This is a genomic window from Streptomyces sp. NPDC001770, assembly GCF_053596135.1.
Map to the genome: position 1 here is coordinate 50024 of NZ_JBSFFN010000035.1, position 23165 is coordinate 73188.

Sequence of the window (23165 nt, forward strand, 5' to 3'; positions counted from 1 at the left end):
CAGTGCTCCGCATGTCTATCGGCCACACCCTGCTCGGGCTCCTGGAGTCCGGCCCCCGCCACGGTTACGACCTGAAGCGCACCTTCGACGAGAAGTTCGGCCACGACCGCCCGCTGCACTACGGGCAGGTCTACTCGACCATGTCCCGGCTGCTGAAGAACGGGCTCGTCGAGGTCGACGGCGTGGAGAGCGACGGAGGTCCCGAGCGCAAGCGGTACGCCATCACGGACGCCGGGATCACGGACGTCTCCACCTGGCTCGCCCAGCCGGAGAAGCCGGAGCCGTACCTCCAGTCGACGCTGTACACCAAGGTGGTGCTGGCGATCCTGACCGGCCGCGGCGCCGCCCGGGTACTGGACGCGCAGCGCGCCGAACACCTGCGGCTGATGCGGACGCTGACCGCGCGCAAGCGTGACGGGGACCTCGCCGACCAGCTGATCTGCGACCACGCGCTCTTCCACCTGGAGGCCGATCTGCGGTGGCTGGAACTGACCGCCGCCCGGCTCGACAAGCTCACCGAGGTGGTCGCCCCGTGACGCTTCCGGGCTCCCCCCTCTCCGGCTCCCCGTTCTCCGGCCCCCTGCTCGCCGCCCGCGACCTGCGCAAGACGTACGGCGCGACGCCCGCGCTCGACGGCGCGTCCTTCTCCGTCCACCCCGGCGAGGTCGTCGCGGTGATGGGCCCCTCCGGCTCCGGCAAGTCCACGCTGCTGCACTGCCTCGCCGGGATCATCACGCCCGACTCCGGTTCGGTCACCTACGCGGGCCGCGAGCTCTCCTCGATGTCCGACGCGGAGCGCAGCGCCCTGCGCCGCACCGAGTTCGGGTTCGTCTTCCAGTTCGGCCAGCTCGTCCCCGAGCTGACCTGCGTGGAGAACGTGGCGCTCCCGCTGCGGCTGAGCGGCGTCCGCCGGCGGGCGGCCGAGCGGACCGCGCTGCACTGGATGGAGCGGCTGGAGGTCGAAAAGGTGGCCGGAAAGCGCCCCGGGGAGGTCTCCGGCGGTCAGGGCCAGCGTGTCGCGGTCGCGCGCGCCCTCGCCTCCTCCCCGAAGGTGCTCTTCGCGGACGAGCCGACCGGTGCGCTGGACTCCCTCAACGGCGAGCGGGTCATGGAGCTGCTCACCGAAGCCGCCCGCTCCTCCGGGGTCGCGGTCGTGCTGGTGACCCACGAGGCGAGGGTCGCCGCCTACTCCGACCGGGACGTCACCGTCCGGGACGGCCGGGCCACCGACCTGGAGTACGCCGTATGACCGACCCCGGCGCCAGGCCCCGCACCACCTCCCGTACCCCGGCCCGGCTGCGCGACCTCGGGCTCGGTGTCCGTTTCGCCGCCGCGGGCGGCCGCGAGGGCTGGGTCCGTACCCTGCTCACCTCCGTCGGGGTGGGCATCGGGGTGGCCCTGCTGCTCGTCGCCTCCGCCGTCCCGCACCTGCTGGACGAGCGGAGCCACCGCAGCGACGCCCGGGTGGAGAGCCTGGCGTCCCTCGCTCCCGAATCCAACGGGAGGACGGACCGCACGGTTCTCGTCAAGCCGATCGACACCGAGTTCCACAATCACGCCGTCCAGGGCACGCTGATGCGCGCCGACGGCTCGCACCCGGTGCTGCCGGCCGGCCTGGCGCGCGTCCCCGCCGCCGGCCGGATGTACGTCTCCCCCGCCCTGGCCGAGCTGCTGAAGTCCTCGGACGCGGGGCTGCTGCGGGAGCGCCTGCCGTACGCCGTCGAGGGCACGATCACCGACGCGGGTCTGGTCTCTCCCGGCGAACTCCGCTTCTACCTGGGCAGTTCCACCCTCACCGCGGACAACGGCGGCCACCGGCTGACCGGTTACGGCAACGGGCTGCCCGTCCCGCCGCTCGACCCACTGCTCGTCGTGCTCAGCGTGATGGTCGGCGTGGTGCTGCTGATGCCGGTGGCCATCTTCATCGCCACCGCCGTGCGGTTCGGCGGCGACCGCCGGGACCGCAGGCTCGCCGCGCTGCGCCTGGTGGGCGCCGACATCGGCTCGGTCCGCTGGATCGCGGCCGGGGAGGCGCTCTTCGGGGCGCTGCTCGGGCTGCTCACCGGGGCCCTGATCTTTCTGGCGGGGCGTCCGTTCGTCGGCTCGCTCTCGGTCTGGGAGCAGAGCGTCTTCCCCGCCGACCTGGCCCCGGCGGTGCCGCTGGTCGCGCTGATCGTGTGCGCGGTACCGCTCTGCTCGGTGGTGGTGACCCTGGTCGCCATGCGGTCCGTGGTGGTGGAGCCGCTGGGGGTCGTCCGGGAGGGGCCGGGCCGCCGGCGGCGGCTCTGGTGGCGGCTGCTGGTGCCGCTGGCGGGCCTCGGGATCTTCGCGGTGCAGGGGCGGACGGGCGAGGACGAGACGGCCGCTCCGTATCCGATCGTCGCCGGCGCGGTGCTGGTCCTGCTGGGGCTGGCTCTGCTGCTGCCCTGGCTCCTGGAGGGGTGCGTGAACCGGCTGCGCGGCGGCCCGGTGCCCTGGCAGCTCGCCGGCCGCAGGCTCCAGCTCAGCGCCGGGACGGCCGCGCGGACGGTCAGCGGGATCACCGTGGCGGTGGCGGGTGCGGTCGCGCTTCAGATGCTGTTCGCCGCGATGAACGCCGACTTCAACCGGATGACCGGCCAGGACCCCAGCCGCGCCCAGTTCTACATGGTGTCCGAGAACGTCTCCGGCGGAGGCGCCACCCGCGCGATCGAGGAACTCCGCGCGACCAAGGGCGTGAAGCAGGTGATCGGCAGGGTGGAGGTGTTCGCGACGAAGCCGGGCACGTACACCGAGGACGAGGTCGAGCCCACCACCTCGATCACCGTCGGCGACTGCGCGACCCTGAAGGAGCTGGCCCGGATCACCACCTGCGCGGAGGGCGACACCTTCGTCGCGCACCCCGCCCACGACCAGGAGATGTCCGACTGGGTCGACGAGGCCGCACGCAAGGGCAAGCAGGTCAAGATCGCCTCCTACAGCTCCGGGCCGGAGGTCCGCGAGCCGGTCTACTGGACCCTTCCGGCCGAGGCACGGACCGTCACCGGGCGGCTCGACCCGCACGGCGAGGAGACCACGGGCATCCTCGCGACCCGCGGGGCGATCGACCCGGCCACCCTTCCCGGCGCGACCGTGGTGTCCGAGGTGAAGATCGACGAGAGCGTGCCGGACGTCTCGGAGTACGTACGGAACACGGCGGCCCGGATCGACCCCGCCATGCGGGTCGTCGCCCTGAACTCGACCGAGCGCGACGGGCGCTACGCCAGCATCCAGACGGCCGTCAAGGTCGGCGGCACCGCCACCCTGCTGCTGATCGGCGCCTCGATGCTGGTGCAGCAGCTGGAGCAGCTCCGTGAGCGGCGGAGGCTGCTGTCGGTCCTGGTGGCCTTCGGTACCCGGCGCTCGACGCTGGGCTGGTCGGTGCTGTGGCAGACGGCGATCCCGGTGGCCGCGGGTCTGGTGGTCGCGGTCGCCGGCGGGCTGGTGCTGGGCTGGACGCTCACCTGGATGACCGCGAAGCAGGTCTCCGACTGGTGGCTGTTCCTGCCGATGACCGGTGTGGGCGCCGGGCTCGTCCTGCTGGTGACCCTGCTCTCGCTGCCGGCGCTCTGGCGCCTGATGCGGCCGGACGGGCTGCGCACGGAGTAGCCGGCCGGCGGTCGGCGGGGCACGGCGGGGCGGTGGCCGCCGGGGGGTCACTCCTCCCCGGCGGCCGTCATCCGTACCGGCAGCGCCGCCATCGCCTCGCGCAGCGCGGCGGCGAACTGGCCGAACTCCTCGTGCCGGGCGGTCCCGGTCCGCATGGCCAGCGCGACCCGCCGCGAGGGGGCGGGTTCGGCGAAGCGGGCGGTGGCGAGCGCCGGGTTGCGGCCGGTCTCCACGGTCACGGCGGTGCGCGGCAGCAGGGTCACCCCGAGGCCCCCGGCGACGAGCTGCACCAGGGTGGAGAGCCCGGCGGCGGTCGTCGTCACCGGTGCCCCGTCCGTACGCCCGGCCTCGCGGCAGATGTCCAGCGCCTGGTCGCGCAGGCAGTGGCCCTCGTCGAGCAGCAGCAGCGGCAGGCCGCGCAACTCCTCGCGGGGGAGGTCCGCGCGCCCGCCGAGCGGGTGGTCCCGCTCGGTGACCAGCACGAAGTCCTCGTCGAAGAGCGGCAGCTCGGTCACCCCGGGGTGGCCGAGCGGCACGGCGAGCAGCAGCAGGTCGAGCCGTCCGGCGGAGAGCCCTTCCAGCAGCGAGGAGGTCTGCTCCTCGTGGACCTGGAGGTCGAGTTCGGGGTACCGGTCGTGGACCAGGCGCAGCACGGTCGGCAGCAGGTACGGGGCAACGGTCGGGATCACGCCGAGCCGCAGGGTTCCGGTGAACGGCGCCCGTACCGCTTCGGCCTCCTCGACGAGTGCGCCGAGCGCGTCCATGACCGCTCCGGCGCGGAGCGCGAGGCGTTCGCCCGCCGTCGAGAGCAGCACCTTGCGGGTCGTCCGCTCGATGAGCTGGACGCCGAGCACCTCCTCCAGTGAGGAGACGGCCCCCGAGAGGGCGGGCTGGCTCATCCCGATCGCCGCCGCCGCATCCCGGAAGTGCAGGTGCTCTGCGACGGCCACGAAGGCGCGCAGCTGCGAGAGGCTGGGTTGTTTGGTCCTATTGCCCTGGATTGCCTGAGCCACTGATAGGTACCTCCGATCATCGGAACCGAGTGTAGCTATTTCCGCGATCAATGCACTCTGTGCCAAGGTGGAGCCAGTCCAACCCTCCAGGAAGGCCCCCAAAAGGGGAATTCCTGACCTGCTAGGAGATCGTGTGCTCACTGTTGGTGACAAGTTCCCCGAGTTCGACCTGACCGCCTGCGTGTCGCTGGAGAGCGGCAAGGAGTTCGCGCAGATCGACCACAAGACCTACGAGGGTCAGTGGAAGATCGTCTTCGCGTGGCCCAAGGACTTCACCTTCGTGTGCCCGACCGAGATCGCCGCCTTCGGCAAGCTGAACGAAGAGTTCGCCGACCGTGACGCGCAGATCCTCGGCTTCTCCGGCGACTCCGAGTTCGTGCACCACGCCTGGCGCAAGGACCACCCGGACCTGACCGACCTGCCGTTCCCGATGATGGCCGACTCGAAGCACGAGCTCATGCGTGACCTCGGCATCGAGGGCGAGGACGGCTTCGCGCAGCGCGCCGTCTTCATCGTCGACCAGAACAACGAGATCCAGTTCACGATGGTGACCGCCGGTTCCGTGGGCCGTAACCCCAAGGAGGTGCTGCGGGTCCTCGACGCCCTGCAGACCGACGAGCTGTGCCCGTGCAACTGGACCAAGGGCGAGAACACCCTGGACCCGGTCGCCCTCCTCTCCGGCGAGTGAGCTGATACCACCATGGCACTCGACGAACTCAAGTCCGCCATACCGGACTTCGCGAAGGACCTGAAGCTGAACCTCGGTTCGGTCATCGGCAACAGCGAGCTGCCGCAGCAGCAGCTCTGGGGCACCGTGCTCGCCTGCGCGATCGCCTCGCGTTCGCCGAAGGTCCTGCGCGAGCTGGAGCCGGAGGCCAAGGCCAACCTCTCCGCGGAGGCGTACAGCGCCGCGAAGTCGGCCGCCGCCATCATGGCGATGAACAACGTCTTCTACCGGACCCGGCACCTGCTGTCGGACCCGGAGTACGGCAACCTCCGTGCGGGTCTGCGGATGAACGTCATCGGCAAGCCGGGTGTGGAGAAGGTCGACTTCGAGCTGTGGTCGCTCGCCGTCTCCGCGATCAACGGCTGCGGCCAGTGCCTGGACTCCCACGAGCAGGTGCTCCGCCAGGCCGGCGTGGACCGTGAGACGATCCAGGAAGCCGTGAAGATCGCTTCGGTGCTCCAGGCCGTCGGCGTCACCCTCGAAGCCGAGGCCGTGCTCGCCGAATAGGACAGCGGTACCTTGTACGAGAAGGACCCCGCGGACGACCGACCGTCCGCGGGGTCCTTCTTTGGTGCGCGCCTCTCCCCTCGGGGCGCGTTCCCCTCTCTCTGCCGCGCGCCGGCCCGCCCGCATCAGGTCCGGCGGGCGCGGGCGGCGAAGCGGTCGGCGTACGCGACGACGAGGTCCCGCAGTTCGTCCGGGCGCTCGACGGCGAACGGCCGGTCCAGCGAGGCGAGTACCGGGGGCAGCCAGTCGAGCCGCTCCGCCCGCAGCTCGGCACGGTGCCAGCGCTCGGCCCCGGAGGCGGTGTCCGCACCCGTCGTCCCGCCCGTGTCCCCGCCGGTTCCGTCCCCGCCCGTGTGGAGTTCCTCCAGGCTCGCGACGGCTGCGGGGAGCCGGGCGCGGATCTGCTCGGCCGTGCCGTGGATCCGCAGGGTCACCCGGTGCCGGTACGCGGCCGCTGCGAACCCGGACAGGAGCCGCTCGGCCGGTCCGGGCCCCTCGGGCGCCTCGAACGAACCGGGCAGGGTCCTCGCGCCCGCGACGCGGTCGAGCCGGAAGGTCCGGTCCTCGCCGATCCCGGGGTCCGTGCCGGTGACGTACCAGCGGCCCTCGTGGGCGACGATCCCGTACGGGTGCAGCCCGCGCTCGCTGCGCCGGCCGTCGCGGCCGGTGTACCGGACCGAGAGCGGCCGGCGGTGCCGTACCGCGTCGGCGACGGTGAGCAGGACCCCGGCGTCCGGGGTGGCCGGCTCGCCGGGCGGAGCCGTGAAGGCCAGGGCCTCCAGAACCGCGGCGAGCCTGCGGGCGACGCGCTCGGGCAGCACCCGGCGGATCTTGGCGGCGGCCGTCTCACCCGCCGTGTCCGCCGTCGTCGTCAGCCCGGCCCGGCGCCCGGCGACCAGGCCGAGCAGCACGGCGAGGGCCTCGTCGTCACTGAACATGAGCGGGGGCATGCGGTAGCCGGGGCCGAGCCGGTATCCGCCGTAGCGGCCGCGCACCGTCTCGACGGGCACGTCGAGGTCGGTCAGGTGGTCCACGTACCGCCGCACGGTGCGGGCGTCGACGCCGAGCCGGCCGGCCAGCTCGGCGGCCGTCCGGACGCCGCCCGACTGCAGCAGCTCCAGGAGGGCGAGCACGCGGCCGGCGGGGCGGGACATGCCCGGAGCCTAGCGCGGGCTCCCGCGAGCCCGGGCTCCCGGGAGCCCTCGGGAACCCTGTGGAATCCCACCGCCGATACCGGACCGTTTCTGTCCCGTATCGCTTCTAGCGTGCGAGGTGCCAGCGATTCCACCGTCCCAGGGAGACCACCATGGACCTCGCATCGATCCGGATCATCACCGGCGACATCTCGCGTCTCGTCGAGTTCTACGAGAAGGCCACCGGGGTGCCGGCGGCTTGGTCCACCGAGGACTTCGCCGAGATCAGGACTTCCGGCGCCACACTCGCCATCGGCAGTACCCGCACCGTGCCGCTGTTCGCGCCGGGCTCCGCCCGCCCCGCCGAGAACCACAGTGTGATCATCGAGTTCCTCGTCGAGGACGTGGACCGCGTGTACGGGAACCTCACCGGCTTCGTCACCGACTTCGTCACCGAGCCCACCACGATGCCCTGGGGCAACCGGTCGCTGCTGTTCCGCGACCCCGACGGCACCCTCGTCAACTTCTTCACCCCGGTCACCCCGGCGGCCGTGGCGAAGGCCGCCCGCTGACGGCCCGGGCTGCCGGACACCGCGCGACCCCTCGCACGCGGGAGCCCCGGGACCCGTGGGTCCCGGGGCTCGTCCCGCCCGTTTCGCTCCGCCCGTCACGCCCGGGGGCGGTCCTCGCCGTCTCCGGGTACCCCGTCCGCCTCGGGGGGCGCGTCCTCGGCCGCAGGGGCGGTGCTCCCGCCGGCCGGACCCGCGGGCCCCGCCTCCGCGTGGCCCGTGCCCGTACCGCCCGTGCCGCCCGGCCCGTCACCGCCCGGGTACGACTCGTCGTACCGGTCCTCGGGCGGGGTGCCGGGGGCGGGGGTGGGGGCCACGTGGAGTGCGGAAGCGCCGTGCGGGTGCGGGTCGTGCCGTTGGGCCTCCTGGCGGCTGTACGACCTCAGGTAGCCGACCACCGTGTTCGTGACGGCGACCAGCGGAACGGCGACGACCGCACCGCCGATGCCCGCGACCATCCCGCCGGCGGCGACGGAGAGCACCACCGCGAGCGGGTGGACCCGTACCGCCCGGCCGAGGATGAACGGCTGGAGGATGTGCCCCTCGATCTGCTGCACCGCCAGCACCACGATCAGCACCATGAGGGCGGTGAACACGCCCTCGGTGACGAGCGCGACGACCACCGCCAGCGCCCCGGAGACCACGGCGCCGACCAGCGGGATGAAGGCGAAGAGGAAGATGAACACGGCGAGCGGCACCGCCATCGGCACGTCGAGGAAGTAGATCCCGAGCCCGATGAAGATGGCGTCGATGAGCGCGACGATCACGGTGCCCCGCACGTAGGCGGTGAGGGTGCGCCAGGCGCGCGGCCCGGCACCGGCGACACCCGGGCGGGCCTGGGCAGGGACCAGCTTGAGGGTCCACTCCCAGATCCGCTTGCCGTCGTAGAGCAGGAAGAGCGTCGAGAACATCGCGAGCAGCATCCCGGTGAGGAACTCGACCATCACCGTGACGCCCTGGAGGCCCGCGGAGGTGATCTCCTCGGTGTTGGTGCCGATCGTGTCGCTGAGGTTCTTGGCGATGTCGTTGATCTGCGACTCGGTGACGTGGAAGGGGCTGTCGAGCAGCCAGCGCTTCAACTCGTCGATGCCGTCGCGGACCTTGTCGGACAGCGTGTCGAGGTTGTCCATCACCTGCCAGACGACGAACCAGCCGACCAGCCCCATGATCACGAAGCCCAGTACGGCGGTGACGGCGGTCGCCAGGCCGCGCGGCAGCCCGTACCGCCGCAGGCGCACCACGGTCGGCTGGAGCAGTGCCGTGACGAGCAGGGCGGCGACGAAGGCGAGCACGACGAGCTGGACGGCGCTGATGACCCGCATCAGCACCCAGAGAGTGCCCGCGAGCACGAGCAGCCGCCAGCCGGCCTCGGCGGCGACCCGCATGCCCCAGGGGATGGCGGCCACCGGATGGGCCCGGGCGGCGACGTCGGGGGCGTAGGCGGGCGGCGCGGGCACCTGGGCGGTCGCGTCGGGGGCGCTCTGCGCAGCCGACGCGGCGGCGTGGTGGTGCCGGTGGTGCGCGTGGGCGTGCCCGGACCCGGCCTCCTCGGCCTCGGCTCGTTGCCGCCGCTCGTCCAGGCGGTCGGCCAGGTCCGTCAGTTCGGACCCGATACGTCCGAGCCAACCGGGCAGTTTCGACATACGTGGGCCCTCTCCCCCGTGGGTGTGCACCGACCGTCTACCCCCGAACGGCCGGAATGCGACCGTACATGGGCAACGTGTCGCACCACGCACGATGCCCCGCACCGTAGGACGGTGCGGGGCATCGGGAGGTTGAGCGGTGGGCCTAGTACCAGCTGTTGGCCTGCCAGAACGACCAGGCGCCGCAGGGGCTGCCGTAGCTGGCGTTCATGTAGCTGAGGCCCCACTTGATCTGGGTGGCCGGGTTGGTCTGCCAGTCGGCGCCCGCGGAGGACATCTTGGAGCCGGGAAGTGCCTGGACCAGACCGTACGCGCCGGACGAGGCGTTGACCGCGCGGTAGTTCCACGTCGACTCGTGGTTCACGATGTTGCTGAAGCACTGGAACTGGTCGGCGGGGATCATCTGCCGCGCCATCGCCTGGACCTCGGCGACGGAGTACGAGCCCTGGGCGGCGAACGAGGTGGCGTCGCGGACGGCCGAGCGGCTGGCGCGCTCCTCGGCGTCCTTGGCCTCCTGGGCCTCCTTGGCTTCCTTCTCGCGCTCCGCCTGGTCCTCGGCCGCCTGCTTCTTGCTCTTGGCGTCCTTGGCGGCCTGGAGCCGGGCGGACTCCTCGGCGGACTTCTTCGCGGCGGCGTCGGCGGCGGATGCCTGCGCATCGGCCTGCTGCGTCAGCGAAGCGGTCTGGACCTGGGCCTGGTGGCCCACGGGGATGTCTGCGAGCAGCGTGGTGTCGGCTGCGGTGGCCTCGAAGTTGTTGTCGTCGGCAGCGGGAGTGCTGCCCGAAGCAACGCCTACGACGGCGCCAACGGTGGTGACCGCGGTGGCTGATGCCACTGCGAACCCCCGGACCGAGATCCGGCTCACACGGTGTCCTTCCAGCATCGCCCGCTTAGGTGACCTCGCGGGCGCGATCGTGCCCTCTGACACTGGCCTCCCTACTGCTTGGGTCACGGGAGGCACGGGCCCGGTGGGCGACTTCCTCGCGGAAGTGCCGCGTTGTGCTCGCGGGCGGCATACGGAGATCGGTTGTTGAGTTGTGTGGTGCTGAGCGCCTCGGAAGGTGCCCGGTTTCCGTATGCGGGGCCTGACGGAAGCAAGACTCTGCCGGACAAGGACGCCGGGAAGCAATTCCCTGTTGCGTGGGAAAGCTCACACGCCGTTTACGCCACCCGTTTGACGGAAATGACGGCGCGACATGAAGACGCCCGGCTAAGCTCCTTCGCTCGCCGGGCGCCCCCCATGGACATGCGGGACAGATCGTCGAATCTGTCCTTGTTCTATCCCTCTTCGAGCATTTCGGTCACCAGTGCGGCGATTTGTGAACGCTCGGAGCGGGTGAGCGTCACATGGGCGAAGAGCGGATGCCCCTTCAGCTTCTCCACCACGGCGACCACTCCGTCGTACCGGCCGACTCTGAGGTTGTCCCGCTGGGCCACGTCGTGGGTGAGCACCACACGGGAATTCGCCCCGATACGGGACAGAACGGTCAGCAGGACGTTGCGTTCGAGAGACTGCGCCTCGTCGACGATCACGAACGCGTCGTGCAGCGAGCGGCCCCGGATGTGGGTGAGCGGCAGGACCTCCAGCATCCCGCGCCCCAGCACCTCCTCGATCACCTCGCGCCCGGCCACCGCCGACAGCGTGTCGAAGACGGCCTGCGCCCAGGGGCTCATCTTCTCGGCCTCGCTGCCCGGGAGATAGCCCAGCTCCTGCCCGCCGACCGCGTACAGCGGCCGGAAGACCATCACCTTCTGGTGCTGGCGGCGCTCCAGGACGGCTTCGAGGCCGGCGCAGAGTGCCAGCGCCGACTTGCCCGTACCGGCCCGGCCGCCGAGCGACACGATGCCGACCTCCGGGTCGAGCAGCAGGTCGAGCGCGATCCGCTGCTCGGCGCTGCGGCCGTGGATGCCGAACGCCTCCCGGTCCCCGCGCACCAGGCGGACGTTGCCCTGCGCCGTGACCCGGCCGAGCGCCTTGCCCCGCTCGGACTGGAGGACGAGCCCGGTGTGCACCGGGAGTTCGGCCGCCTCGGGCACGTACAGCGTCTCCTCGGAGAACAGCAGGTCCACCTGCTCGCCGGAGAGCGGCAGTTCGGCCATCCCGGTGTGGCCCGAGTCGGTGATGGCGAGTTCGGCGCGGTACTCCTCGGCGAGCAGCCCGACCGAGGACGCCTTGATGCGCAGCGGAAGGTCCTTGGAGACGACGGTGACGTCGTACCCCTCGGCCTGGAGGTTGCGCGCCACCGCGAGAATCCGTGAGTCGTTGTCCCCCAGCCGGTAGCCGGCGGGCAGCACGCCGGGGTCGGAGTGGTTGAGTTCGACACGGAGCGTGCCGCCCAGGTCCCCGAGGGGGATCGGGGCGTCGAGCCTGCCGTACCGGACCCGGAAATCGTCGAGCAGGCGCAGGGCCTGCCGGGCGAAGTAGCCGAGCTCCGGGTGGTGCCTTTTGGCCTCCAGCTCCGTGACGACGACGATCGGCAGCACGACTTCGTGCTCGTCGAAGCGCGTCATGGCGTTGGGGTCGGCCAGCAGGACGCTGGTGTCGAGAACATAGGTGCGCCTGTCGGGCATGCGGCGCTTTGAGCTGGTCACCACGGAAGGACGTACCCCCTCGGACGAGGTCGGGGAGTGCGACGGACGTCGCGGAACTTCCCGGAGGAAGAGGACGGACCGGGTTCGGACCCGAATGCGCGGGCCGAACGCCGGCCCTCCGCGTCGGACGTACGGTGCGTACGGTCCTTCGTGTGCAAAGGGCCTCCCGGGTGGACGGTCCGGTGGGCCGCCCACATGATGCGACGTCCGCCTGGTTGGTGACCGGACGTCGACCTGTCAGGGGTATTCCCTCGAACGCCCGAAGCCATGCCACGGGTTGTGCCACCGTCCGGAGGCGCCCAGGTGGACACGTGGCAACCGCCGGCCGACGGGCGCCACCACGCCGCGAGGGTGCCCCCGGCCTGCGGGGACGCCCTCGTGATGGTGGTGCGTACGTATATAAGGAGTAGGCGCGAACCCGGGGGCTCGGCTCAGGCGCCGTAGCGGCGGTGGCGGGCCGCGTAGTCGCGGAGCGCGCGGAGGAAGTCGACCTTGCGGAAGGCCGGCCAGAAGACCTCGCAGAAGTAGTACTCGGAGTGAGCGCTCTGCCACAGCATGAATCCGGAGAGGCGCTGCTCGCCGCTCGTACGGATCACCAGGTCGGGGTCGGGCTGACCGCGGGTGTAGAGGTGTTCGGAGATGAGGTCGGTGGAGACGACCTCCGCCAGCTCCTCGAAGGTGGTGCCCTTGTCGGCGTGGTCCAGGAGCAGCGACCGTACGGCGTCGGCGATCTCCTGGCGGCCGCCGTAGCCGACGGCGACGTTCACGATTATCCCGTCGATGTCGGCGGTGGCCTGCTCCGCCTCCTTGAGGACGAGCTGGGTCTGGGCGGGGAGCAGGTCCATGGTGCCCACGTGGTGGACCCGCCAGCGGCCGTCCGAGGCCAGGTTGCTCACGGTGTTCTCGATGATGCCGAGAAGGGGCTTCAGCTCGGCCTCGGGGCGGTCGAAGTTGTCCGTCGACAGCAGCCAGAGGGTGACGACCTCGACATCGGTCTCGTTGCACCAGCCGAGCAGCTCGGAGATCTTGTCCGCGCCGGCCTGGTGCCCCTGCACCGCCGAACCGCCGGACGCCTTCGCCCAGCGGCGGTTGCCGTCGAGGATGACCCCGATGTGCTTCGGCACCTGTGAGTGGTCCAGCCGGCCTTCCACCCGGCGTGCGTAGAGCCCGTACACCAGGTCGCGCAAGTTCACTGAGTTCACCCTCTCGGTTCCGTACGGGTCATCGGCCCGCCTGCCCCTTCACGGGGGTACGGGGACCTCCCCGTGGGGGTTCGCCGCCATGTCCGCACGGCCCCGCGCGGACGAGTGCCGCGCCGCGCGCCGGCATTCCCCGAAGCCGTCACATTACTGCGGGAAGGCGGCACGGGCCCAACCCGGTCTGTCACAACTCCGCGAAAAACAGAGAAATGTGAGCACTCGCCCGCCTCTCGTACCACCGTGTCGCGCGGTGACTCCGGGGAGTACCGGGGAGGCTGCGGGGCCTGCGGGATCAGCGGAGGGGCCTGTGGAATCAGCCCTGTGGGATCAGGGGAGGGGCCTGCGGGATCAGCGGAGGGGGCCGCGACGTGGGGCCAAAAAAATCCGGGCCGGTCCGTGGGGGGGGATACGGACCGGCCCGAGGGGGGGAACTCCACCCTAACCCTTCGTGAGCGTTTCCGCGTGCCGCGCCACTCCACAACTACTCTCCGGATTCACCGGACTCCGTTCCGGGCAGGGAATCCGGCATTCCGGACCTCGCCGACGCCTCTGCCCGGGGCCGGGGGCCGCGTCCGGTGCGGGCCGGGGGCCCGTGTCTGATCCGGGCCGGGGCCGCGTCCGGTGCGGGCCGGAGGCCCGTGTCTGATCCGGGCCGGGGCCGCGTCCGGTGCGGGCCGGAGGCCCGTGTCTGATCCGGGCCGGAGTCAGGCCGGGTGGAAGCGGATGACGAGCGCGTCTCCGGCGGCGACCACGAAGTCGCCGTTCTCGCAGTGGATGACGGCCTCGTGCACCTCGTCGTTCTCGTCCCTGCTCTCCCGCGCTCCGGTGACCGTCCAGCCTCCCCCGTACGGCGCGGGCGGCACGCTGTTCAGCGGGCCGTGCAGCCACAACCCCGCGGGCACGCACCATTCGGGCAGCCGCGGCCAGGTGCCGGCGGTCACCCGGAGCGTCCAGTCGGTGGCGCAGGTCATCAGGACGGACCGGTCGTCCGCGAGGACGAACTCGACCGCTTCGGCGCCGCCGGCCCGGCCGTCCGGGCGGTAGAAGACACCGTGGACGCCGATGATCCGGGCGCCCCGGAGCCAGTCGGACCTCCCCGAGCGGTGCCGGCCGGCCGTCCCCCCGGACTGCTCGCTCCCCACGACACGCTTCCTCTCTCCGTACAACTCGTCCAGGATCGCACTCTGCGGTACAAGACGGCACAAGGGGAGGGAGGTTAATGATTTCCTCACCGAAAGCCGTTCCGCGGGGCGTCCGTCGGCCTGTGCGCCTCGATCAGGAAGCGCGTGGTCCGGGCGGTGAACGGGCCCTCGAACTCGATCCGCCGGTGCAGCGACTCCAGTTGCGGCCGGTAGGCGTCGACGGTGAAGCCCGGCACCATCCAGATGACCTTGCGGAGGAAGTAGACGACGGCCCCGATGTCGAAGAACGCGGTGTCCAGCGACTCCGCCCGGAGGTCGGTCACCACGAGCCCCGCCGCCTCGGCCTCGGCGCGGGCCCGCTCGGGGTCGCGGGCGGCGTACGCCGAGGGCGGCAGCGGGCCGAGGAAATGCTCGACGAGCCCGAAGACGCTCGCCGGCCCGACCTGCTGGGAGAAGTACGTGCCCCCGGGGGCCAGGACCCGGGCGATCTCCTGCCACCAGGTGGTGACCGGGTGCCTGCTGGTCACCAGGTCGAAAGCGGCGTCCCCGAACGGCAGCGGCGGCTCGTCGGAGTCCACGACCACGACCGCCCCGCGCGGGTGGAGCAGGCCGGTGGCGCGGGCCACGTTCGGCGGCCAGGACTCGGTGGCCACCATGAGCGGCGGGAGGACGGGGGCCGAGGCCAGTACCTCGCCGCCGCCGGTCTGGATGTCGAGCGCGGCGGTGGCCCGGCCCAGTCGGTCGGCCATGGCGCGGGCGTATCCCCACGAGGGCCGCTGCTCGGTCGCCCGGCCGTCCAGCCAGGAGAAGTCCCAGCCGTCCACCGGCGCCGCCTCCGCCTCGGCCACCAGCGTGGCGAAGCGGTCGGCGGACGCCCCGGTGAGAGGCGGGGAGGCGGCGGGGTTCTCGGGCTGCTTCGGCATGTCCGCAGGGTCGCAGGGCGGGCCCGCGACCGCGAACGGTTTTGGGGGCCCGTGTCCTGGGGTTCGGCCGTGGGTCACGGGACCTCGGCCGTGGGTCACGAGACCTCGGCCGTGGGTCACGAGACCTCGGCCGTGGGTCACGAGACCTCGGCCGTGGGTCACGAGACCTCGGCCGTCGGTTTCAGGACCTCGGCTGTCGGTTTCGGGGGTCGGCGGTACCGTCGCGCCGGCCTGCCCGTGGCCGGGCGTCACAGGGCGCCCAGGAGGACGCCGGTCAGCGCGCCCGCGATCATGAAGGGGCCGAACGGGATGCCCGTACGACGGTTCGCGCGCCGCAGTACCAGCAGCCCCAGGCCGTACGCGGCGCCGAAGAGGAACCCGGCGAACCCGCCCGCTACCAGCACGGGCCAGCCGTACCAGCCGAGCACCACGCCGAGGGAGAGGGCGAGCTTCACGTCGCCGAAGCCCATCCCGTTCGGGTTGATCAGGTAGAGGACCAGGTAGAAGCAGCCCAGTGCGGCCCCGCCGAGCAGCGCCCCGGTCCAGGAGCCGACGCGCTCCGGCAGCAGGGCCGCCACGCCCAGGAGGACGACGGCGGCTCCGGCCAGCGGCAGGGTCAACTGGTCGGGGAGGCGGTGGACCCGGTGGTCGACGGCGGCGAGGAGTACGGCGACGGGGGCGAGCAGCAGCCAGACGGCGAGCTCGGGACGCGTCCCCGTGGCGGCGGCCAGCAGGGCACAGGCCAGTGCGGCCACCACGGGGAGGAGTACCTGGGGCGCGTACGGAGTGGCGGTGGGGGCGCCCGTCGTTCCTGTGGTGTCTGCCGCGGCCGGAGTGCTTGCTGTGCCTGTCGTGGCCGGAGTGCCCGCGGTGGCCGGGGTGGCCGCAGTGGCTGGGGTGCTCGCTGTGCCTGTCGTGGCCGGAGTGCCCGTGGTGGCTGGGGTGCTGGCTGCGCCTGTCGTGGCCGGAGTGCCCGGGGTGGCCGGGGTGCTGGCTGCGCCTGTCGTGGCCGGAGTGTCCGTGGTGGCCGTCGCGCCCGTTGCGCAGGCCTGGCAGCGGGCGGGGCCCAGCCAGCCGCGGCCAGGGCCGGTCCTGGCGAACGGGTGCCCGGCGGGGCAGGCGTCCCGCCACTCCTCCTCCGGCTCCACCGAGAACCGGTACGCGGCACGCGGGATCAGCAGCCCGGTGGCTGCGCCCCAGACGGCGGCGAGGGTCACGACAGCGATCCGGATGGCGTCCACGGCCCGACCCTAATCGCACTCCCCCGCACGGGTCTTGGGCCCGAGGGCCCACCGGCCGGTCCGCTCGGACTTTGCCCGACAGGGCACGCACCCTTCCGGTGGACGCTACGGTCGGTGCCCATGGGCAGATGGCGTGATGGCGACGGAACACTGACCGTGGGTACGGGCGGCGAGGCGCGGGTGGTCCCGCTGCGGGTGGCGGCCTCGTACCGGGCACGCACCCGGGGGCTGCTCGGGCAGGACGGGATCGAGGGCGCGCTGCTGCTCACGCCCTGTTCGAGCGTCCACACCTTCCGCATGCGGTTCGCCATCGATGTGGCGTATCTGGACCGGAAGTTGAACGTCGTCGCCGTCCGCACGATGAAGCCGGGGCGGCTCGGCCTCCCCCGGCTGCGCGCCCGCCACGCGGTGGAGTCGGAGGCCGGGGCGATGGCGGGCTGGGGGCTGCGGCAGGGGGTCCGGGTGACGGTGGACGGGGCGGGGCCGGTCGGCGACTGAACTCCCCTACGGAGATGGCGTCTCGGGCTCTCGCGGGGCGTACCTCGGTTCCCCACGGGGCGTGCCTCGGTTCCCCACGGGGCGTGCCTCGGTTCCCCACGGGGCGTGCCTCGGGTCCTCAAGGGGCTTGCGGGAGCTTCCCCGCCTGCGCGGTGACGAGCGCGGGCGGTATTGCGGGGATCATGCCGTCCAGGTAGTTGGCCGCGCTGAAGACGACCACGGCGGCCGCGCTCCGTACGACGGTGAAGACCAGCGGGCTCGACTGCCCGCCCCTGCCGCACATCATCCGGAACGCCAACGCGTCCTCGCCCGCCCGCGGGGCGGGGAGCGCGGTGACCGTGGTGTATGCGGCAGGCCCGTCGCCACCCTGGGTACGGAAGCCCTCCGCGCAGTCGGCGACGGCCTGTCGCACCCGGTCCAGGAGCGACGCGGCCGCGTCCTCGCGGGCGTACGCGGCCAACAGCAGGGTCACCACGGTCTGATCGTCCCGACCGGCGCGGGACGTGTCGACAGCGGTACGGAATACCGTTGCTGCGGGCACTGGTTGGGGATCAAGGTTGAGCAGACCGGCCAACGGGGCGCAGGCGGGATCCTCGGACCGCTCGGTGCCGCGCACCTCCTCGTACCGCAGGGGCCTGATCTCGTATCCTTTCAACTCGTCACTGCGAACGACCATTTCGGCCGGAGCAGGGCCGGATGGTCCGTCGGGCGAGATGGCTGCGGGAGCGGGCGCGAGGGCCGCTGTTGCCGGGCTCGCGGTCCCGGGACGCGGACTCGCCCGACCGGCCGATCCGCCGCCCGGCGCACAGGCCCCCACCACGAGGCAGAGCGCGACGGCGGAGAGCCCACCCGCCCTGCTTCCGGGCCGACTTCGCATTCCCCCACCGTCCGTCCTCTGCTCGGCACACCCGCGCCGGGGCACCCGCCCTGTCCGTCCGGGCCGCCCTGTCCGTCCGGGCCGCCCTGTCCGTCCAGCCCGTCGGCCCGGTCGGCTTCCGGCCGGTCCGCCCTCGTGCGTCCCGTCCACCACGCCTCCACCCTGCACCTCCCGCGTTTCGCTTGCGTGTCACGGGGAGCCGTACGCCGCGTGCCGGGCGCAGGGCCGCGCAACGCCAGGCGGACGCGGGTTCAGGCGGAGCGCCGAAGGCCGCCCCGCCTCCGGTCCACCGGGCCGGGTGGGTGGGCCGCCCGCCCCGGCGCGTGGGAGGTGCACCCGGTGACGGCAAGGGTCAGCCGGTAGCGCCCCTCCTCCGCCGCCTTCGCCCGTAACGACACCAGCGACGACGGCAACTCCGCCGCACGCAAGGACATGATCAGCGACACGTCGCGGTTCTGCGCGCCGTCCTCCTCGGCCGGGAGCCGCTTCGCCCCATGAAAGTACAGCTCCCGTGCGAAGTCCCGTGCGAAGAGGGACGGTTCCACCGCCCCTCCCGGTCCGCCGCGGTCCTCGGGGCTGGCTGCGAGGACCAGCGCGGAGTACAGCGCGCGGGCGCCGGTCCTCGCCAGCACGTCGAGACCGGCGACGGCTCCGGGGCCGTGCAGCTCGGGCAGCGCGTGCAGGCGTCGGAGCAGCCCGGGAACGGCGGCGGGCCGCGGGTGGGGACTCCAGAGCAGGTCCACGGCGGCCCGGCACGCGGCCAGGTCGTCGGCGCGTCCGGCGAGGTCCAGGGATCGCAGCAGCACCACGGAGGTGCGTTCCGCGCAGCCGGCGGCGAAGGCCCTGGCCTGCGGGAGGCTCCCCAGGAAGATCAGACTGCGCACACTTTCCAGTACTTTCACGGCAGGTTCCCGTCGGCGTGCGGCCCGGCACAGTGGGGGGAGCGCCGGATCGCTGTCTCGTGATCTACGAGTCCGACGCTAACTCCGTTGCGGGGCGGGGTCTTGGGCCCCTGGGCTCAGCGGGGGCCCATTGATCCACGCGACGGGAGGGCCCTCCCGGGGAGCGCCCACGAGCGGGCGGCCCGCCGCGCGTCCGTCCGCACACCCTCAACCCCCTTTGCGCGCACGCGACATGGGACCCGGGTTGGGGCTGGGGACCCGTGCCCGGAGCCGGTACACCGCCTACCCTCGCGGAGAAGCCATGGGCGTGCGCCGGGAAGAGGTGGACCGTGAGCGGTGACGGCTGGGGCGGAGAACGGGTCAGAACCGGTGCCGGGTCACGCAGCGGCCGGCTCCTTCCCATGATCCGCAGCTGGGTGGCGGGTGCGTTCGTCCAGCTGGGTGGCGGCTTCATGGTCGGCCGGGCGCTGGACGTGACGCTCGGCACCCCGGAACGCCTGGACAGCTTCGGCTGGCGCCTGGGGCTGCTGCACCTGCCCGGCCTCGCCGTCACCGCGTGCGCCGTACTGGCGGCGGCCCGGCTTCTCCCTGACAGCCATCGCGCGTCCCGCGTGCTGTACCCGCTCGGCTGCCTGGCCGTTCCGCTGACCGTGCTCGCCCACGGCTACGCCGTCTCCTGGGACCTGGCGGACATCGAGGGGGTCCTGATGCCCGCCGCCTCGCTCGTCACCGGTGCGGCCGTGGGAATCGCGGTGGACCGGCTACTGGAGGAGCGCGCCACGGTTGCCGTACCGCCGCCCTCGTACCCGTACGGCCGGCGGCACGACGGTGGCGGCAGGACGGGCGGCCACGACTGGCGGGCGCGGGGCGACCGGTAGGGACGGACCGCGACCGCCTCGGCGTCCCGGCCACCTCGACCGCGTCGCTGCCTCGGCGTCCCGGCCACCTCGACCGCGTCGCTGCCTCGCTGGCCTCGCTGGCCCGCTGCCTCGCTGCCTCGCTGCCTCTCTGCCTGCGCACCGAATGGGTGGGCCCGGGTCACGAGGTGCTCGCGACCCGGGCCCGGCGGTTCACCCGATCAGCGCTTCAGCTGATCAGCGCTTCAGCTGATCAGCGCTTCAGCCGATCAGCGCTTCAGCTGATCAGCGCTTCAGGAAGTGGCGCCGCGCGGGAAGGAGACCTCCACGCGCCGGTTCTTCTTCCGGCCTTCCTCGGTGCTGTTGTCCGCGATCGGGTACTGCTCGCCGTACCCACGGATCTCGAAGGTGACTTCGGCGCCCAGCTGCTTGGAGAGCACCGCGTGCACGGCCTCCGCGCGCTGCTTGGAGAGCACGTCACCGTGGGCCGAGGAGCCGAGGTTGTCGGTGAAGCCGAAGACCCGGATCTGGGTGGCGTTCTGGTTCTTGATCTCGGCTGCGATGGCCGCGATCCGGGAGTTCGCCTGCGGGCTGAGCTTCGCGCTGTCCTTGCCGAAGAGCACCTCGGCCTGGAGTGCGAACTTGATGGACTGGTTCGAGTCCTCTCGCCGCTCCTCGCCCCCCATGTCCTCGACGACCTGGACGATGTCGAGAACCTTGCCCGGCGCGAGCGTGCCGCCCTCGGGCATCCGGAGGTCGGGGTCCTTGGCGTCGAGGGGAACGGGGGCCTCGGAGGTGGCCTCGGTGCCGGGCGGGACGGAGGGCCCGTCGTCGGCCAGGGCAGGCGTACCGCCGAACAGGGTCACGCCGGCGATCAGCATCACCGAGGCGACGGGGACGGCCAGGTGCCGGCGCCGTGCTGAGGTCGAGCGAATGTCAGCCATCGCCGCCCTCACCCGGTGATCTTGAGGGAGGCGGTGGCGAACGTCGGCAGGGTGAAGTCGACCTCGGTGGTGGTGCTCGGCGGAGCAGGAAACTGCATGAAGACGGAGGTGCTGTCTCCCGGTTGGAGCCCGGTGATCTTGGTGGTGCAGAGGCATCGGGCATCCGTGTCGCGCAGGACGTAGTACCGCTTCTTGCCTACCTTGTCCACCAGAGTCGCCCCTGCCACGGAGTTGAAGTTGGCACCGACGATGCCCTCTTCGCCTCCCACCCAGGAGGAGGGATTGACCGCGGTGTCGCCGTTGTTCTTGATGACGCCCTGCACGGTCACGAATCCACCGGGGTCCCGGAGAACCTGGTTGATCGTCATCACTACGCCGTTCTGACCCTGAACTTCCGCGAGCTTGACATCCGGATCCACACTCTCGCCGGCAGCGGTGTCGGGCTGCTGCTGTCCCTTGTCCTCCGACGGGGAGGCGGAGGACGCCGAGGTCTGGGGCGCGCCCTCGTCGACGGACCCACCTCCGTCGTCCCCGCCGCAAGCGGAGATCGTGAGGAGAAGGGCCGCCACAGCCGAGGCGGCGGACACCGCCCTCAGGGATGCCATCGTGCGCCGAATGCTCATGGGTCGAATCCTCTACTCGTCGTTCGCTGTCATCTGTCGACCAAGTGCACGTCGAAGAGAATTTTGCTCACGCTGGACCACGGCGGGGGGCTGCTTGGCCGGATCTCGGCCATCCTTCCGCCGTCACAGGTGAAGAAGTAGATGTCCTGGACGCCGTCGTCGTTGAGGTCGACGGACTTCCAGTCGCATCGGAACTCGATGATGGCGGTCGCCTCCGCCTTGGCGTGTGTACGGTCGGAGCCGGGCAGCACCGACGAGTCCACGACGTCATGCCCCTCGACTTCGGTCGTGATCGTGTCACGCCTACCGCCCTCTCTCGGGAGGCAGCTCTTGAGATCCGCTTCATTGTCGGCAGCCAGGCCCTGCGCTGCGCCGCACGCGGTGTAGAAGGGGGACGCCCTGAGGAACACATCTATCGAGTTGGCCCACAGTGCCGCGATGAACGGCGCCTCGAACTGCTCACGGGCTGACTGGGCCGCCGCCAGCGCGGAAGCGTCGGCAGCTCCTTGCGCACCGTTCCGCAGCGCCGACGCCTTCCCGACCGCGAAGAAAGCCAACGCAAGGAAGAGCAGGCCCGCCACCATCATGACGTAGATGGGGAAGGCCTGCCCTCGCTCGCTCCGGGACCGGACGGACGTCATCCCGAGACGATGTTCTGGACCAACTGGCTGATGCGCTTGGAGATCTCCCCGCCGATACCCGTGCCGAGAATCGCGCCGATGATCGCCACGACCACCAGAATGATGCCCAGGTACTCGAACGCGGTCTGCCCCCGGTCCCTGGCCGCGTAACGCTTCTGGATCACCGAAACTGCCGTGTTGGCCCAACCGTTGACGCGGATGGCACTCTTCAGAGAGATGTTCGACATGGGGGTCCCCTCCTGGTCCGGTCAGCCACTTGCCGGCCGACTCGCACATAGCTCCTGCATCGTGTTCGTTACCGGCTTTCTCCCGGCCGATACCGTCCCCGACACGAGAAACGTACGGCGCGCGGGCCTCCCAACCGGAGGGTCTCAGGACCCATTTTCGGGCCCAAATCTCACTGACCGAGCGGGTATTGCTTTCGCGGCGCACCCAGGATGGGCAGACCGTCCACCGGCTCAGCTGTCGGCGCCCCATGACTACCGGCCTCCCTGCGGGCCCAGGCCCGTGGGAGGTGCTGTGCCGAGCCATCTCGCGATGGCCTCGCTGCGGCTACGACTGTGCAGCTTGGTGAAGATGCGGTTGATGTGGTTCTTGACCGTCTTCTCACTGATGAAGCAGGTAGCAGCGATTTGCTGGTTGCTCATTCCGGAAGCAATCAATTCCATGATCTCCACCTCCCGCGAACTCAGCCCATGGTCAAGGTGATTGCCATTCAAGGGTGCTCTACCCGTCACTGATGACTGTCCCACAAGAGGTTGCACCTGCGAAAGTCCTTCCGTCTTTCGACGTGGACGCGTCTCAGTGGGAAAACCCGGAGCCTCCGCGAGGGGCCCGGCCGCACCGTACCCCTCCGGTACCGGTCTCGACGTGATCGCCATGCCCAGACCATCGGGCAAAGGAGTCGGGCCCGTGAGGACGTCCCGCCGCATATGAGCGAGCAGGGCATTGGCCGCCGTGCTCGAGAAGTGGGCGCGGCCGTCTCTCGTGTCTCGCACCGCCTGCACCAGCTGGTCGGCGCTGAACTCGCCGTGCACCAGATAGCCGCTTGCACCCAGCCGGAGGGCTTCCCTGACGATCGCGCTTTCACGGCTGTACGTCAGCATCAGTACCGGTGCGATCGGCACCAGGTGGGGCAGGGCGGAAATGCCGTCCACCCCTGGCATCCGAACGTCCAGAAGGACGACGTCGGGGCGGTGGGAAAGTGCCGCCTCGTAGGCCTCCCTGCCATTCGCGGCCTCCGCCACGACCTCGATGTCATGACGCCCGGTAAGCAGAGCACCAAGACCGGCCCTGACCACAGGATTGTCGTCGGCCACCACCACTCTCATCGGAGTCGGCCGACCGGCGGCCGGGGGAAACGGCGACGGCGGAAGAAGGCCCCCCGGGTCCGCGCTCGGTGGGGGAACAGGATTCCCGCGTCCTGGCTGTTCAGCTGTGTACTGGGGGCTGCTCTGCTGGTGAGTGTCGCGTCGCCCCTGCGGGCGGGGGCTGTCGTCCGGCACGC

Annotated in this window: 24 protein-coding genes; 8 read left to right on the forward strand and 16 right to left on the reverse strand. The window is 71.5% G+C overall.

The features are described 5' to 3' along the window. Nucleotides 1-11 precede the first annotated feature (11 nt). From ACWCSV_RS27240 to ACWCSV_RS27250, 3 genes are read left to right on the forward strand one after another with little or no spacing between them, the layout of a single operon-like run. Nucleotides 12-536: a PadR family transcriptional regulator gene (locus tag ACWCSV_RS27240; RefSeq protein WP_451146556.1), complete on the forward strand. Its 525-nt coding sequence runs from the start codon at nt 12-14 to the stop codon at nt 534-536. After that, on the forward strand, nt 533-1249 hold the full coding sequence (locus tag ACWCSV_RS27245; protein ID WP_451146558.1) for an ABC transporter ATP-binding protein: 717 nt from the start codon (nt 533-535) through the stop codon (nt 1247-1249). Before ACWCSV_RS27240 ends, ACWCSV_RS27245 begins: the two co-directional genes overlap by 4 nt. Further along, entirely contained in the window at nt 1246-3627 is a 2382-nt protein-coding gene (locus ACWCSV_RS27250) for an FtsX-like permease family protein (RefSeq protein ID WP_451146560.1), read from the forward strand. Before ACWCSV_RS27245 ends, ACWCSV_RS27250 begins: the two co-directional genes overlap by 4 nt. 47 nt (nt 3628-3674) lie before the next feature. Here the strand turns inward: ACWCSV_RS27250 and ACWCSV_RS27255 are convergent, their stop codons facing one another. Further along, nucleotides 3675-4640, reverse strand: coding sequence for a LysR substrate-binding domain-containing protein (locus tag ACWCSV_RS27255; protein ID WP_451146562.1), 966 nt, complete (start codon nt 4638-4640; stop codon nt 3675-3677). Between the two features lie 133 nt (nt 4641-4773). Between ACWCSV_RS27255 and ACWCSV_RS27260 the strand changes: the two genes are divergently transcribed. Next, nucleotides 4774-5328: a peroxiredoxin gene (locus ACWCSV_RS27260; RefSeq protein WP_328719654.1), complete on the forward strand. Its 555-nt coding sequence runs from the start codon at nt 4774-4776 to the stop codon at nt 5326-5328. A 12-nt stretch (nt 5329-5340) separates the two neighbouring features. Next, nucleotides 5341-5874, forward strand: coding sequence for an alkyl hydroperoxide reductase (locus ACWCSV_RS27265; RefSeq protein ID WP_451146564.1), 534 nt, complete (start codon nt 5341-5343; stop codon nt 5872-5874). Between the two features lie 125 nt (nt 5875-5999). Here the strand turns inward: ACWCSV_RS27265 and ACWCSV_RS27270 are convergent, their stop codons facing one another. Continuing rightward, on the reverse strand, nt 6000-7028 hold the full coding sequence (locus tag ACWCSV_RS27270; protein ID WP_451146566.1) for a helix-turn-helix transcriptional regulator: 1029 nt from the start codon (nt 7026-7028) through the stop codon (nt 6000-6002). A 152-nt stretch (nt 7029-7180) separates the two neighbouring features. Between ACWCSV_RS27270 and ACWCSV_RS27275 the strand changes: the two genes are divergently transcribed. After that, the gene (locus tag ACWCSV_RS27275; protein ID WP_451146568.1) at nt 7181-7579 is read left to right on the forward strand and encodes a VOC family protein; all 399 of its coding nucleotides are present in this window, start codon (nt 7181-7183) and stop codon (nt 7577-7579) included. Between the two features lie 95 nt (nt 7580-7674). Here ACWCSV_RS27275 and ACWCSV_RS27280 read toward each other — a convergent pair whose 3' ends face one another. From ACWCSV_RS27280 to ACWCSV_RS27310, 7 genes are all read right to left on the reverse strand, one after another. After that, nucleotides 7675-9219, reverse strand: a complete 1545-nt coding sequence (locus tag ACWCSV_RS27280) for an AI-2E family transporter (RefSeq protein WP_451146570.1) — start codon at nt 9217-9219, stop codon at nt 7675-7677. A gap of 145 nt (nt 9220-9364) precedes the next feature. After that, nucleotides 9365-10084: an aggregation-promoting factor C-terminal-like domain-containing protein gene (locus ACWCSV_RS27285; RefSeq protein ID WP_451146572.1), complete on the reverse strand. Its 720-nt coding sequence runs from the start codon at nt 10082-10084 to the stop codon at nt 9365-9367. Nucleotides 10085-10497: 413 nt separating this feature from the next. Continuing rightward, nucleotides 10498-11814 (reverse strand): PhoH family protein, encoded by a 1317-nt coding sequence (locus ACWCSV_RS27290; RefSeq protein ID WP_387374514.1) that lies wholly within the window; start codon nt 11812-11814, stop codon nt 10498-10500. Between the two features lie 428 nt (nt 11815-12242). Beyond that, a complete protein-coding gene (locus tag ACWCSV_RS27295; protein ID WP_327180140.1) occupies nt 12243-13004 on the reverse strand; it encodes an isoprenyl transferase in 762 nt (253 codons plus the stop codon). Between the two features lie 710 nt (nt 13005-13714). Further along, nucleotides 13715-14152: a hypothetical protein gene (locus tag ACWCSV_RS27300; RefSeq protein WP_451146575.1), complete on the reverse strand. Its 438-nt coding sequence runs from the start codon at nt 14150-14152 to the stop codon at nt 13715-13717. An 86-nt stretch (nt 14153-14238) separates the two neighbouring features. Next, complete coding sequence (locus tag ACWCSV_RS27305) at nt 14239-15075, reverse strand: methyltransferase domain-containing protein (RefSeq protein WP_451146577.1); 837 nt, start codon at nt 15073-15075, stop codon at nt 14239-14241. A gap of 248 nt (nt 15076-15323) precedes the next feature. Further along, nucleotides 15324-16307 carry a prepilin peptidase gene (locus tag ACWCSV_RS27310; protein ID WP_451146651.1) on the reverse strand — a complete coding sequence of 328 codons (984 nt, stop codon included), beginning with the start codon at nt 16305-16307 and terminating at the stop codon, nt 15324-15326. 129 nt (nt 16308-16436) lie between these two features. On the opposite strand from ACWCSV_RS27310, the gene ACWCSV_RS27315 reads away from it, so the two are divergent. Next, the gene (locus tag ACWCSV_RS27315) at nt 16437-16814 is read left to right on the forward strand and encodes a DUF192 domain-containing protein (protein ID WP_451146579.1); all 378 of its coding nucleotides are present in this window, start codon (nt 16437-16439) and stop codon (nt 16812-16814) included. A 118-nt stretch (nt 16815-16932) separates the two neighbouring features. Here the strand turns inward: ACWCSV_RS27315 and ACWCSV_RS27320 are convergent, their stop codons facing one another. After that, complete coding sequence (locus tag ACWCSV_RS27320) at nt 16933-17289, reverse strand: hypothetical protein (RefSeq protein WP_451146581.1); 357 nt, start codon at nt 17287-17289, stop codon at nt 16933-16935. Between the two features lie 653 nt (nt 17290-17942). After that, the gene (locus ACWCSV_RS27325) at nt 17943-18593 is read right to left on the reverse strand and encodes a hypothetical protein (protein ID WP_451146583.1); all 651 of its coding nucleotides are present in this window, start codon (nt 18591-18593) and stop codon (nt 17943-17945) included. A 401-nt stretch (nt 18594-18994) separates the two neighbouring features. Here ACWCSV_RS27325 and ACWCSV_RS27330 point away from each other — a divergent pair, with 401 nt between their 5' ends. After that, nucleotides 18995-19471: a hypothetical protein gene (locus ACWCSV_RS27330; protein ID WP_451146585.1), complete on the forward strand. Its 477-nt coding sequence runs from the start codon at nt 18995-18997 to the stop codon at nt 19469-19471. 272 nt (nt 19472-19743) lie between these two features. Here the strand turns inward: ACWCSV_RS27330 and ACWCSV_RS27335 are convergent, their stop codons facing one another. From ACWCSV_RS27335 to ACWCSV_RS27355, 5 genes are all read right to left on the reverse strand, one after another. Next, the gene (locus tag ACWCSV_RS27335; RefSeq protein ID WP_451146587.1) at nt 19744-20394 is read right to left on the reverse strand and encodes an OmpA family protein; all 651 of its coding nucleotides are present in this window, start codon (nt 20392-20394) and stop codon (nt 19744-19746) included. An 8-nt stretch (nt 20395-20402) separates the two neighbouring features. Then, a complete protein-coding gene (locus tag ACWCSV_RS27340) occupies nt 20403-21017 on the reverse strand; it encodes a hypothetical protein (RefSeq protein ID WP_451146589.1) in 615 nt (204 codons plus the stop codon). Between the two features lie 29 nt (nt 21018-21046). Next, nucleotides 21047-21658: a pilus assembly protein TadG-related protein gene (locus ACWCSV_RS27345; protein WP_451146591.1), complete on the reverse strand. Its 612-nt coding sequence runs from the start codon at nt 21656-21658 to the stop codon at nt 21047-21049. After that, nucleotides 21655-21885, reverse strand: a complete 231-nt coding sequence (locus ACWCSV_RS27350) for a hypothetical protein (RefSeq protein ID WP_451146593.1) — start codon at nt 21883-21885, stop codon at nt 21655-21657. Before ACWCSV_RS27350 ends, ACWCSV_RS27345 begins: the two co-directional genes overlap by 4 nt. A gap of 252 nt (nt 21886-22137) precedes the next feature. Beyond that, nucleotides 22138-23163: a response regulator gene (locus tag ACWCSV_RS27355; protein ID WP_451146595.1), complete on the reverse strand. Its 1026-nt coding sequence runs from the start codon at nt 23161-23163 to the stop codon at nt 22138-22140. Between the last annotated feature and the right edge of the window lie 2 nt (nt 23164-23165).